This is a genomic window from Rossellomorea sp. GQ25 (genome assembly GCF_059758515.1).
This window is the reverse complement of the sequence record NZ_JCAXEQ010000002.1, coordinates 544,846-558,101: the sequence shown is the minus strand read 5'-3', so window position 1 is coordinate 558,101 and position 13,256 is coordinate 544,846. Positions and strand designations below refer to the sequence as shown.

Sequence of the window (13,256 nt, the reverse complement as noted above, 5' to 3'; positions counted from 1 at the left end):
GACGTAATGATGAAAAAATATTTAATCGTATTGGTAGCCTTTTTATTAATGACTTTAGCTGCATGTTCTTCAGATGAAGCTGGAAGCACTAAGAAAGATAGTGCTGATGGGCCCCCTAAAGACATGGCGTTCGGATCAGCAACAGTGGGTGGCTTCTGGTACACATTATCCGGTTCAATGGGGGAAAAAATGAGTGAAGTATTTCCTGACTCATCTGTAACAGTGGTCGAGGGTGGATCTGTTTCCAACCTATTGGGGTTAAGTCAAGGCACGTTCGCTCTTGGATTCAGTAATGGTCAGACGGTTCCAGAAGCATTAAAAGGAGAAAATGCATTTAAAGAAAAAGTGGATAATGTCAGCACGGTTGCCACCCTATATCCGAATGTATTTCATATCGTCGTCCGCGCTGATTCTGATATCAAATCCGTAAAGGATTTAAAAGGGAAGAAAGTGAGTCCGGGGATTAAGGGATATAGTGGAGAACTTGCGTTTCAGGATATTTTAAAACTTAATGATATGTCTTACGATGATCTTGGCGGAATTGAGTATATTGGTACTGCTGATGGAGCAGATCTTCTTCGCGACGGTCATATCGATGCCATTGTAGGAATGGTAGCAGCACCGGTCTCCACTTTCCAAGAACTTGATACCACACTTGGAATTCGCTTAATTCCTTTGGATGATGAAACGATTAAAGGACTGCATGAGAAAAATGAAGGATACCTGGAATATACGGTTGAAGGCGAAACGTATTCAAATGTAAAGGAAGATGTTAAAACGGTTGCCGGGTACACCGTACTATTAGTTAACGATGATCTAATGGATGAAGAGACAGTTTATGAGCTTACGAAAATGATGGTAGAAGAAAAAGATACTTGGACAACATTATCACCGATTATGAAGGACTTTAATGCAGAGTATTCAGTGAAAAATAATGTAGGGAAACTTCATCCTGGAGCAGAGAAATATTATAAGGAAGTTGGCGCTCTTGAGTAAGTAATATACACATTATATCCATGAAAAAGAAGGTGAAAGTATGACTAAAAAGGATTCGTCAACAGAAATAGAAGCCTCGGAAATTGTAACTCAATATGATGAAGACGGTAACCTTAACAGTAAGCTGCGCTCTCTAAAGGGTGCAGCTGCAAAAATCATTTCGATTGTTGCTGTCCTTATGTCTTTGTTCCATTTATATACGGCATTCTTTGGCGTATTTGAGTCGATTCTACAGCGGTCTGCCCATTTGGCGTTTGCCCTGATCCTTACATTTGCGATTTATAAGCCATCCAAAAAAGCAGTGAAAAATGAGAGCATTCCCTGGTATGACTGGCTGTTTATGATTTTGTCGATTGCTTGTTATTCCTATTATGTGATGAACGCTCAGGTGATCTCATCACGGATGAGTTATATTGAACCGCTCACCATGCTTGAGATTACCATCGGGATCGTATCAGGCTTATTGTTAATCGAAGCGACCCGGCGTGTGATTGGTAATACGCTTGTCCTGATTATTTTCATTTGTTTGGTATATGGAATTTGGGGACACCTGATTACCGGTGAACTTTCCCATCGAGAGTTTACAGCTATGTGGATCGTGGACCATCTTTTCTATACAGTGACGGGCATTTTCAGTGTCCCTCTTGGAGTATCAGCCACTTTTATCTTCCTGTTTATCTTATTTGGGAAGTTTCTGGAGGTTTCCGGTGCAGGACAATTCTTCATTGATTTATCCGTTGCAGGTATGGGGAAATATCGCGGAGGTCCTGCCAAAACGGCCATTGTGGCAAGTTCCATCTTAGGAACCATCTCAGGAAGTGCAGTGGCAAATACGGTGACAACCGGTGCCTTCACGATTCCATTAATGAAGAAAACGGGATATAGAAGCCATTTTGCCGCTGCAGTGGAAGCGGTTTCTTCTACAGGGGGGCAAATCATGCCTCCAATCATGGGAGCATCGGCTTTCATCATTGCTTCTTATTTAGGGGTTCCTTATATGGATATAGCAGTGGCTGCCATTATACCGGCGGTTCTTTATTACTGCTGTTTATACTTTCAAGTCGACTTACGAGCGAAGCGACTCGGACTGAATGGTTTAAAGAAAGAAGATCTGCCAAAGGTTTCAACCGTATTAAAGACGGGCTTTATGTTCTTTGTACCGTTAGTCGTGATCGTCGTGATGTTGGCATCAGGTACATCTCCTATGCGAGCCGGCTTATTTTCAATCGGTGTGACGATCCTGGTGGCAGCTTTTAAGAAGTCTACTAGACTATCATTCTCAAAAATGTATAAAGCTCTCGATTTAGGGGCAAGGGCTGCCATTGAAACAGCGATTGCATGTGCAGCGTCAGGTTTTATTATCGGGATTATTGGCTTGACTGGTATTGGTCTCAAATTCAGTGGAATGATCATTGATATCTCAGGTGGAATTTTGATTGTTACGCTCATTTTCACCATGGTCACTAGCATCATCCTGGGGATGGGTCTTCCAACGGTTGCGGCTTACATCGTTCAAGTACCACTGACCATTCCAGCTTTGATTGAACTTGGTGTATCACCGCTTGCAGCCCATATGTTCGTGTTTTATTTTGCCGCTTTATCTGCAATTACACCACCAGTGGCACTGGCAGCATTTGCTGCAGCAGGACTTTCTGGATCAGATCCGATGAAAACAGGGATGACAGCTGTAAGACTTGGACTTGCCGCATTCATCGTTCCTTATATGTTTGTTTATGGAGAGACATTGCTCCTGGTAGGGGACGTTCCGAATATTATTCTATCAGTGGTCACATCCATTATTGGCATCATAGGGGTTGCTTGTGCTGCGGAAGGGTGGCTTTTAAGGAATGCACTTTGGTATGAGAGGGTCATTCTATTTATTGGGGCAATCCTAATGATAAACCCGGGGATTGTAACAGATCTTATTGGATTCGCCATCCTGGCACTCGTTTTCTTCTATCAAAAATTCAATCCGAAAAGTACGTCTGTTGAACATACAATATCCAGCTAAGGGGGGCTTTCATGTGCAAAATATTACAGTGGTAGGTTCGGGTGTAATGGGAAAAGGAATTGCGTATACCTGTGCGGTTTCAGGTTTTAATGTGTACTTGAATGATATAAACGAAGAAATCCTGCACAAAGCAAAGAATGATATTTTCAGTTTATTGGAAGGCAGCTTACAGAAAGGCTTTATTTCTGAACACCAATATGGGAAAGCAAAGGATCGCCTTCTTTTTGAATCAGATTTGGAATCGGCGGCAAAAGATGCGGATCTTGTCATTGAAGCAGTTCTTGAAAAAATGGAATTAAAGATTGATATTTTCAAAAAGTTGGATCGTATCTGTTCCGAAGAGACGATTTTAGCCACTAATACATCAACCATGAGTCCGACAGAAATTGGGGCTCAAACGTCACGCCCCGATAAAGTGGTAGCTATGCACTTCTTTAATCCGGTTCATAAAATGAAGCTGATCGAAGTCATTAGGGGGTTAGAGACATCTGATGCAACAGTAAAGCTTGTGAAAGAAGTCGGTGAGAGACTCAAGAAAGAAACGGTCGAAGTAAATGAATTGCCTGGGTTTGTGACTTCCAGAATGAATTGCCTGATTGGAAATGAAGCCATGAATATGCTGATGGAAGGAGTGGCATCGGCTGAAGATATTGATAAAGCATTGAAGCTTGGTCTCAATCATCCGATGGGGCCACTTGAATTGGCAGATTTAGTAGGTTTGGATACCCGTTTAAGAAATATGGAGTACTTACATCAGACACTTGGTGAAAAATATAGACCTAGTCCTCTCTTACTGAAGTACGTAAAAGCGGGACGATTTGGGAAAAAGAGCGGGAGTGGATTTTATCACTATTCGTAAGGGAGATGAGAGCGTGCATCAATATGAAAATTTGCTTGTTCGAATCGAACAGGGGGCGATGTGGCTGACGATTAACCGCCCGGAATTCCGAAATGCCCTGAACCTCGAAACCCTTCAAGAGATGGAGGATGCTTTCGGATGGGCAGAGGCAAGCGATGAAATAAAGGTCATCATGGTGAAAGGGGCAGGGGAAAAGTCATTCGCTGCAGGAGCGGATATTAAACAGCTGCAGCAAAAGAAAATGCTGGATGCCCTGATACCAGGAATGCAGGGACTATATAAAAAAATTCAACAATGCAGCAAAGTGACGATCGCGGCCGTTGAAGGCTATGCGTTGGGTGGAGGTTGTGAGCTTGCTTTGGCCTGTGATATACGGGTTGCTACAAAAAGAGCAAAGTTCGGTTTGCCTGAGCTCAACCTTGGTATCATTCCCGGAGCAGGAGGGACACAGGTTCTTTCCAGGATTATTGGGAAGGGGCGGGCCCTTGATATGATTCTCACCGGTAAGATTATTGATGGAGAGGAAGCAGAAAGAATCGGCCTTGTTTCATACCTTGCTCCTGAGGGTGAATTGGATAAGCAAGTAGAAGAGGTGACCGCTCAGATTTATAAAAAAGGTCCAGTTGCTATCAAACTGGCAAAGCTTGTCGTTCATAAAGGCTTTGATATTGATCTCGAGACAGCGATGCTGATGGAGAAGCTTTCACAAGCGGTAGCATTTGGAACAGAGGATAAAAATGAGGGCACATCAGCATTCCTGGAAAAACGAGCAGCGGAATTTACTAATCAATAAGGGAGAGGTACAAATGGACTTTAATTTTTCAGAAGATATAAAATTTTTAAGAGATAATGTACGGAAGTTTGTGAAAGAAGCAGCAGAACCTTTGGCGATGGAAATTGAAGAGAAGGATATGATACCGGAAAAACTGGTTGAAATGTCAAAGGAAATGGGACTCTTCGGTTTAAGTATCCCGGAAGAATACGGTGGCCTGGGACTTGATATGGTGGGGAAATGCGCCATATATGAGGAGCTTGGTAAAACACATAATGGCTATACAACCCTGATCGGGGCTCACACGGGGATTGGGTCTGTAGGGATCGTCGAGTTAGGGACAGAAGCACAAAAGCAGAAATATTTGCCTAAAATGGCCACTGGAGAATGGATTGGGGCATTTGCCTTAACGGAACCAAGTGCCGGCTCCAATGCAGCGGCGTTGAAAACCACTGCGGTCAGAAAAGGCGATAAATACATCCTGAACGGTTCCAAGCATTACATTACAAACGCAGTCGATGGGCATGTATTTACCGTAATGGCTGTAACAGATCGCGCCAAAGGAGCAAAGGGAATCACATCCTTTATCGTAGAAAAGGATTTCCCCGGCTTTGTTTTAGGTAAGGTTGAACAAAAAATGGGGTTAAAAGGATCTCATTCAGCTGAGCTCTTCTTTGAAAATATGGAGGTTCCTGCAGAAAACGTCCTTGGAGCAGAAGGACAGGGCTATATCAATGCTTTGAAAATCCTGGCAAATGGACGCGCCGGTCTTGCGGCAAGAAACCTTGGTTCTTGTGTCAAGCTTCTGGAACATTGCTTGCAATATACACAGGAACGGGAACAGTTCGGCAAGCCGATCATCGAGGTACAGGCCGTTCAGCATATGCTTGCAGAAATAAGTATGCAGATCGAGGTTCTTAGATCGATGACTTATCGCGTTGCCTGGATGACCGATCAAAAGATGAGGGTAGTGAAAGAAGCCGCCATAGCGAAACTATTTGCTTCGGAAGTATATAACAAGGTGGCGGATTTAGCGGTACAAATCCACGGTGGAATCGGATATATGAGCGATTATCCAATAGAGCGTTATTATCGTGATGCCCGAATTACAAAAATTTATGAAGGAACGTCTGAAATTCAGCGCAACATCATCGCGAATGAGCTGAAACGCGAATCCTCATACGTGGGGGTGTAAGGAATGAACCAGCCATATATCGTTGAATCAGTCCGGACGGCGATTGGAAGAATGGGAGGAACGGTAAAAGGTGTTCCTGTAGACCATCTTGCAGAGAAAGTCATTAGGGAAGTATTGAATCGAAGTCATTCTGAAGTGGAAGTAGATGAAGTCATTCTTGGTCAGGCAAAGCAAAGTGCAGATACCTCAAATCTTGCCCGTCTCGCTGCATTACGGGCGGAGCTCCCGATTGAGGTTACGGGCTATACGGTTCATAGACAGTGCGGATCAGGCCTTCAAGCTATTAATAATGCAGATATGCAAATAAGACTTGGTTATTCGGATGTAGTCATAGCCGGGGGAGCTGAAAGCATGAGTACAGCCCCCTATTATATTCGAAATGCACGTTATGGTTTTCAAGTCGGTAATTCGCAAGTACTGGATCCGAATACGGAAAGTCAACCGTGCTCCCAGCCAATCGAAAAATACGGAAACCTGACGATGGGTCTGACAGCAGAAAACCTTGCTGACAAATATACCATCAACAGATCGGAGCAGGATGAGTTTGCACTGCGAAGCCAGGAGCTTGCTCAGTCTGCCATTGAATCCGGAAGATTTGAGAAGGAAATTGTTCCAATTGAATATAAGGAGAAAAGAAACACTCTTCAATTTAGTGTAGACGAACACCCTCGGAGCACTACGATAGAAAAACTCTCAAAGCTGAAAGCGGTCTTTAAGGAAAACGGGACCGTGACAGCCGGTAATGCGAGTGGAAGGAATGATGGTGCGTCCGCGGTCCTATTGATGAATGAAGATAAAGTGAATGAGTATGGGATTAAGCCGAAAGCCAAAATCATCGCTCAGGCTGTAAGCGGAGTATCTCCGGAAATTATGGGGATTGGACCAGTGACTTCTACATTTAAAGCTTTAAAGCAATGTGGACTATCGATAAATGATATGGGTCTGATCGAGCTGAACGAAGCGTTTGCCGCCCAGGCGCTGTCAGTAATTCGTGAATCAGGGATGGATATCAATAAAGTAAATGTCAATGGAGGGGCCATTGCGTTGGGTCATCCAATTGGAGCAACGGGAGCGATCCTGATGACGAAGCTTCTTCACGAAATGGAACGCAGGGGTGAAAAATATGGTTTAGTCACGCTTTGTATTGGCGGTGGTCAGGGAATCTCGACTATTATTGAGAATCTTCAAGTCTAGCAGGTGATGTGCCAAAAGGGAGTGTTGTAATGGATAAGCCCCATATTGTTCAGATTCTGCCCATGTACCATCCGGATGGGGAGGAGCGATTGAACAAATACGCCGAAGTAAAGAAGTTCACTGAGTTTAACGAAGCGGAAATATGCGATTACCTCCAACACCATCATGTGGATGGAATCATCCTCCGGGCTCCCGCCAGGATCACATCTGCCATTTTGGATAGTTGCCAGCAAGTAAAGGCCATTTCCGGGGCGGGTGTGGGACTTGATAATATCGATGTACGATATGCATCGACAAAGAGGATTCCCGTTTTACATGCACCAAAGCTAAATAGTACGGCAACCGCAGAACACGCGGTGAGCCTGCTATTGGCGGTCATGAAAAAAACGGCTTTTTTCGACAGGGAAACGAGAGCAGGAAACTTTCAGTCAAGGGATGGAGAATATACCTATGAACTGGAAGGGAAGCAACTGGGCATTGTTGGATTCGGCAGCATAGCTCAAAAAGTTGCTCAGATTTTAGTACATGGTTTCGGGATGAAAGCGATGGCGTATGTAAGGAAAATAGACAATGAAAAACAGCAGGCTGCTGATCAAAAAGGGGTGGAATTAACCACATCTTTGGAGAAGATATTCTCCGAGAGTGATGCAGTGAGTTTACATATCCCACTGACGAAAGAAACAGATAAACTTGTTGATCATCGATTGCTGTCGCTTATGAAAGAAACAGCCGTCCTCATTAACACAGCCCGGGGCGGTGTGATAAATGAGCCGGATTTAGTGGATGCGTTAAATCAGAATCGGATTCTCGGAGCGGCAATCGACGTGTTTTCAAATGAACCGCCGCCGGCTGATCATCCATTTTTTCAGTTGAAACAAGTGACAATGAGTCCGCATATCGGGGGAATTAGCATAGAAGCAGCTCGTCAGACCTCGATCCTGATTGCAGAGAATCTGATCCGTGTGATCAATGGAGAGAACCTTTCAGTCATTGCCAATCAAGCTGAACTTTCAGAAACCGGAAAGGGGGCATTTTCATGACAGCAGAACATTTGCAGAAAGTAAGATCAGATTTTGAAAATAGCCCGTTCTGGAATTTTATCGGATTAGAGCTAAAAGAATTGAAAGAAGGTTATGTTCTACTGGCACTTCCCATCCAGAAAGAGTTTATTAATGTGAGAAATTCAGTTCATGGAGGTATATATGCGTCTGTACTTGATACAGCCATGGGCATGACGGGACGAACATTAGGATTCGATGAAGTAGCGACACTCCATTTAGATATTCAATATCTAAAGTCAGTCATGGACGGGAAGGTTTATTCAGAAGCATCGATTATTCATCAAAACCGGAATACGGTCTTCATTGAAGGAAGGCTTAAAAATGAAGACGGTGAACTTCTAGGCCACTGTACTGGAACATTTAAGCTCTCAAAGGGTGAGAGAATATGATGAATACGGCCATAACAAACATGTTTAACATTCGATACCCCATCATCCAAGGCGGGCTTCAGGGACTTGGAACCTCTCCTCTCGTTTCCGCAGTATCAGAAGCTGGAGGGCTTGGTCTCATAACAGCAGGTAGCTATTCTTCCAAGGAAGAGATGTTGGAAGATATCGACGCTGCAAGAAGCCTCACCTCTAAGCCATTTGGAGTCAATATTGCCATGGGGATCCGTAAACCGATGGATGAATTCGTTGATGGTGCCATAGAAGCCCGTGTACCAGTTGTCTTTACTTCAGGGAACAACCCTGAGAAATATATGGACAGTTTGAAAGGAAACGGAATAAAGGTGGTTCATGTTGTCCCATCCGTCAGGTTTGCCAAAAAGGCGGAAGCGATCGGCTGTGATGCAGTGGTGGTGGTTGGATATGAGTGTGGAGGCCACCCAGGAAGAGAAGACGTCACAAGTCTTACGTTAATACAGAAGGCTGTGGAGGAACTTTCAATACCAGTCATTGCAGCAGGAGGATTTTCAACAGGGAAATCCGCTCTTGCTGCTTTTGCTTTAGGGGCTCAAGGCATCCAGATGGGTACAAGGTTTTTAGCTTCAGAGGAAGTGGTCCTCCATGAATCCATTAAAAGGAGATTAATTGATTTACAAGAAACCGATACCATCCTTGTGAAAAAATCGATTGGAAAAGCAATGAGAGTGATGAAATCGGAACGGGCAGTCGAGCTGGTAGAAAAGGAGAGAGCAGGAGCCACGCTTGAAGAGATATTCCCTTACATTAGCGGTGAATCTTATCAGGAATTACTCACTACCGGAAATGACCATTCAGGTGTCATTTCATTGGGTCAGACAATCGGATTAATTAAAGAAATTAGAAGTGCCAAAGAGATCATCCAGAACATCGTGGCAGAATACGAGCAGCAGCTTGAGCGATTATACCAGAATCATAGAGGGGAGTGAGGTCATGCCACACTTAGAGAATCAGGTAGCCATCGTGACTGGGGCAAGCAGGGGAATCGGAAGGGAGATTTCCAAAAAGCTTGCCTTAGAGGGGGCCACTGTTTATTTAGTAGACATCCATGAACAGGCTTTATTGGAGACGTATCACCAGTTCATTGAAGAGAGTCTATCGGTTAAGGCAATAACAGCAGACGTCACCAAGGAAGCGGAAGTGGAAAAGCTATTCGCCGAGGTGGAAGGGGATCATGGGAAGGTAGATATCGTCATTAATAATGCCGGGATCATTCGTGACAATCTATTGTATAAGATGAGTTCCAATGACTGGGACGATGTGATGAATGTTCATTTAAAAGGGACGTTCCTTTGCAGTAAATATGCCCAGAAATCAATGGTGAAAAATCAGTACGGACGAATCATTAATCTATCTTCCGTTTCAGCACTCGGGAGCAGAGGTCAAGCGAATTACGCTGCAGCGAAGGCAGGCATACAGGGTTTTACAAAGACGTTAGCCATCGAGCTGGGGAAATATAATATCACGGTTAACGCGATTGCACCTGGCTTTATCATGACAGACATGACCAAAGCAGTAGCAGAACGGCTAGGGATCACTTTCGAAGAATTGATAGAAGCCAAAGTAAAACAGATCCCGGTCAACAGGGCTGGTACACCGGAAGATATCGCACAAGCAGCAAGCTTTTTTGCGAGCCCTGATTCTTCCTTTATAAGCGGTCAGGTGTTATATGTTGCCGGTGGACCAAAAGCATAGGAGGTCAAGGAAATGAAACAGAAGAACATTGCCCTTATCCCAGGGGATGGGATAGGACCTGAAGTCGTGTCAGAAGGTGTAAAGGTATTAAAGATGATTGAGGAAATCGATCCACGGCTTACTTTCAGCTTTACGGAGTTCCCTTGGGGATGTGAGTATTATGTGGATACTGGGAAGATGATGGCTGACGATGGCATTGATCAATTGAAGGAATTCGATGCCATCTATTTTGGAGCGGTAGGATATCCCGGAGTTCCCGATCACATCTCTCTTTGGGAATTACTCTTGGAAATTCGCAAAAAGTTTGATCAGTATGTAAACCTCAGGCCGATTAAACTCTTGCACCCTGATTTAACCCCCCTTAAGAATAAAAGTGAAAAAGAATTAGACTTTCTAGTGATTCGTGAGAACAGCGAAGGGGAATATGCTGGAGCGGGTGACTGGCTCTTTAAAGGAAAGCCTGAGGAAGTAGTATTACAGACGGGCGTCTTTTCACGGAAAGGTACTGAACGGATTATTCGCTATGCATATGAAGAAGCCCGTAAACAGAAGAAGACGCTGACGAGCATCAGCAAAGCGAATGCCCTTAATTATTCCATGGTATTCTGGGATGAAGTATTTACCGAAGTAGGGAAAGAGTATCCTGATGTTCAAACATATTCTTACCTTGTGGACGCAGCAAGCCTTTATTTCGTCCTTCAGCCGGAAAGGTTTGAAATTGTCGTGTCATCCAATTTATTCGGAGATATCCTGACGGACTTAGGTGCTGCGATTACAGGTGGCCTTGGTTTGGCAGCAGGAGCCAATATCAATCCTGAACGAACGTATCCTTCCATGTTTGAACCCATCCACGGCTCTGCCCCTGATATTGCCGGCAAGGGTCTTGCAAATCCCTTAGCTGCCATATGGTCTGTCAGTCAGATGATGGATCACTTTGGTGAAAAAGAATGGGGGCGTACCATTTTGTCAACCATTCAGGAGATTCTTTCCCAGAAGGATTCTCTCACCCCTGATCTCGGCGGAGGGGCAACGACTGAACAACTCGGGAATGAATTCAGGGATCTATTAAAGCATCATGCGCCTCTCCAGGATAAAGTACAAAGGGGATAAGGAACCGCCCTCTGAATCATTCTCGCACAGTGTGTTTTGTAGTAGATTGTTAGAGACTTAAAGAGAGAAGGGACAACATGTTACGTTTTTCTCTCATCATGAGCATGTGTTTTCTTTATATTATTGAGGCTTTTGCGCCAAACGTTTATATTGGTTTGGTTTTTAACATGGTTGCCACTGCCGTATTTTTACTCTTCCTTCCTTTATTAGAATGGAAAGGCCGGATATTTACACTTGGTCTGTTTGCTGCAGGGGGAATCATTCACTATAGTGTTGGAGATACAGGCTTCGATCTAGTACAGGGAATCACGCAGAATATGCCCCTGTTATCGATTCTCATTTTAGCTCCACTTCTGTCAGTGCCACTGAGAAGAGAAGGGATCATTGATTCTGTTATCCTTTATTTGAATGAGTTGAAAAACAACCCCCGGAAAACGTTTTATGGAATAAGCACGTTTATGCTAACACTTGCACCTATCTTGAATATGGGTGCCTTAAGGATTGTTCACGGGTTTGTGGAAAGTATACACCTTCCCTCCAAGTTACTATCAAGATCCTATTATGTAGGGTTTACCCCGGCGGTTATATGGTCACCATTTTTTGCTTCTGTGGGGATTGTCTTATTTTATTTAGATATTACCTATCTCTCATATGTCGCCGTAGGAGTCATGTTCGCCGTTATTCAAATGACGGTGGGAATCGTTCTTTTTCGACCTAGGATTGTAGAAGAGACTGCTGCAGCCGAGGAAAAAAACGTAATGATATCACATGATAAAGATAAAGGGCCTAAGAAGGATATGTATCTCCTCTTTGGTTTTGTCCTTGGATTGGTTGTGCTGTTGATTGTCATGGAGCAGGTATTTCAGAAGTCCATGCTGCTCCTGGTTAGCATTATTTGTTTTCTGGTTCCTGTAGCCTGGGTGATCTTCCGGAAAAGGAAATCAATCGTTAAGGAAGAAATTATTCTCTATAAGAAAAAGCTGCACTCGCAAAAAATGGAGATTTGCCTATTCTTAAGTGCAGGGCTTTTCGGGAATGCTGTTTCCCATACACCCGTCAAAGAACTATTGGAGAGGTCCATACAGTGGTCGGCCACACAATCCATTGGCGTTTTGTTTCTCTTTATCATCCTATTGGTGACCTTTATGGCGTTTCTCGGAGTGCACCAGATTATCGTAACACCGTTAATTCTAACCTCACTTGACTTTACAGCCATGCCTAATGTAGCGGTTGCCAGTGTAGCGTTTATGTGTATTTTTACGTGGATGCTATCCTCCGCGATCTCTCCGTTAAATGCTATGAATATTATTATTAGTCAGTGTGTTCAGAGGAATGGTGTCACAGTGGCCTTTAAGTGGAATGGGGTATATTTTCTTTCGATAACGGGGTTGGCGTTTGTGTATGTTTATGTTTTGAATTGGATATGAGGAAGGTCCGTGCCTGAGATTTAGGGACGGACCTTTTCTTCATGTTCATTTTAATTTTGTGAAGATTTCTGATGCTCATAACAATAAATCTTTCCCTTAAAAGTATGATTCCCTAAACAATACGCCCTAACCTTGTCAGAAACCGGCTTATTGCAAACAGCACAAGTAGAACTGGAATTGGTCTTGTGTTCAGGTGCATTCAATACCTGCTTATGTTCTTCTCTAACTTTTAGGTCAGTAATATTTGCCTCTAAGAAAGCTTGATAAATGGAAATGATGTCACTCTCAATTAATAGAGGTTCTGTATGCTGAATTTTCAATACCGATTCTTTCCGATGAATAAACTCCGACAACTCTATGTCATACACAATCAGTTCGTTAGAAGCGATCTTACGGTAACCCGGATCCACTTTAAATGTAGAGCGTTTTGTAAAAGAACTCACCGGAAAATTATTGTTTTCCACAACGACCTATAAAACACTACCCACAATTTGTTATAATTATGAAGAAATGT

General features: G+C 43.6%; 13 protein-coding genes. 12 read left to right on the top strand and 1 reads right to left on the bottom strand.

Annotated features, from left to right (window positions below; all coding sequences use genetic code 11):
• Positions 1-9: 9 nt before the first annotated feature.
• From AC6CIB_RS08550 to AC6CIB_RS08495, 12 genes are all read left to right on the top strand, one after another.
• Positions 10-996, top strand: coding sequence for a TAXI family TRAP transporter solute-binding subunit (locus tag AC6CIB_RS08550; protein ID WP_498279648.1), 987 nt, complete (start codon positions 10-12; stop codon positions 994-996).
• A 40-nt stretch (positions 997-1,036) separates the two neighbouring features.
• Positions 1,037-3,007: a TRAP transporter permease gene (locus AC6CIB_RS08545; RefSeq protein WP_498279646.1), complete on the top strand. Its 1,971-nt coding sequence runs from the start codon at positions 1,037-1,039 to the stop codon at positions 3,005-3,007.
• A 13-nt stretch (positions 3,008-3,020) separates the two neighbouring features.
• Positions 3,021-3,866: a 3-hydroxyacyl-CoA dehydrogenase gene (locus AC6CIB_RS08540; protein ID WP_498279644.1), complete on the top strand. Its 846-nt coding sequence runs from the start codon at positions 3,021-3,023 to the stop codon at positions 3,864-3,866.
• Between the two features lie 13 nt (positions 3,867-3,879).
• A complete protein-coding gene (locus AC6CIB_RS08535) occupies positions 3,880-4,659 on the top strand; it encodes an enoyl-CoA hydratase/isomerase family protein (protein ID WP_498279642.1) in 780 nt (259 codons plus the stop codon).
• A 13-nt stretch (positions 4,660-4,672) separates the two neighbouring features.
• The gene (locus tag AC6CIB_RS08530; protein ID WP_282137381.1) at positions 4,673-5,833 is read left to right on the top strand and encodes an acyl-CoA dehydrogenase family protein; all 1,161 of its coding nucleotides are present in this window, start codon (positions 4,673-4,675) and stop codon (positions 5,831-5,833) included.
• Between the two features lie 3 nt (positions 5,834-5,836).
• Positions 5,837-7,027 (top strand): thiolase family protein, encoded by a 1,191-nt coding sequence (locus tag AC6CIB_RS08525; RefSeq protein ID WP_498279640.1) that lies wholly within the window; start codon positions 5,837-5,839, stop codon positions 7,025-7,027.
• Between the two features lie 29 nt (positions 7,028-7,056).
• The gene (locus AC6CIB_RS08520) at positions 7,057-8,067 is read left to right on the top strand and encodes a hydroxyacid dehydrogenase (RefSeq protein ID WP_498279638.1); all 1,011 of its coding nucleotides are present in this window, start codon (positions 7,057-7,059) and stop codon (positions 8,065-8,067) included.
• Complete coding sequence (locus AC6CIB_RS08515) at positions 8,064-8,477, top strand: PaaI family thioesterase (RefSeq protein ID WP_498279636.1); 414 nt, start codon at positions 8,064-8,066, stop codon at positions 8,475-8,477. Before AC6CIB_RS08520 ends, AC6CIB_RS08515 begins: the two co-directional genes overlap by 4 nt.
• Entirely contained in the window at positions 8,474-9,439 is a 966-nt protein-coding gene (locus tag AC6CIB_RS08510; RefSeq protein WP_498279634.1) for an NAD(P)H-dependent flavin oxidoreductase, read from the top strand. The genes AC6CIB_RS08515 and AC6CIB_RS08510 overlap by 4 nt, the downstream gene beginning before the upstream one ends.
• Positions 9,440-9,443: 4 nt before the next feature.
• The gene (fabG, locus tag AC6CIB_RS08505) at positions 9,444-10,205 is read left to right on the top strand and encodes a 3-oxoacyl-ACP reductase FabG (protein ID WP_498279632.1); all 762 of its coding nucleotides are present in this window, start codon (positions 9,444-9,446) and stop codon (positions 10,203-10,205) included.
• A gap of 12 nt (positions 10,206-10,217) precedes the next feature.
• Positions 10,218-11,315, top strand: coding sequence for a tartrate dehydrogenase (locus AC6CIB_RS08500; protein ID WP_498279630.1), 1,098 nt, complete (start codon positions 10,218-10,220; stop codon positions 11,313-11,315).
• A 77-nt stretch (positions 11,316-11,392) separates the two neighbouring features.
• On the top strand, positions 11,393-12,742 hold the full coding sequence (locus AC6CIB_RS08495) for a hypothetical protein (RefSeq protein ID WP_498279628.1): 1,350 nt from the start codon (positions 11,393-11,395) through the stop codon (positions 12,740-12,742).
• A 50-nt stretch (positions 12,743-12,792) separates the two neighbouring features.
• Here AC6CIB_RS08495 and AC6CIB_RS08490 read toward each other — a convergent pair whose 3' ends face one another.
• Positions 12,793-13,185, bottom strand: a complete 393-nt coding sequence (locus AC6CIB_RS08490) for a hypothetical protein (RefSeq protein WP_498279626.1) — start codon at positions 13,183-13,185, stop codon at positions 12,793-12,795.
• Positions 13,186-13,256: the final 71 nt, after the last annotated feature.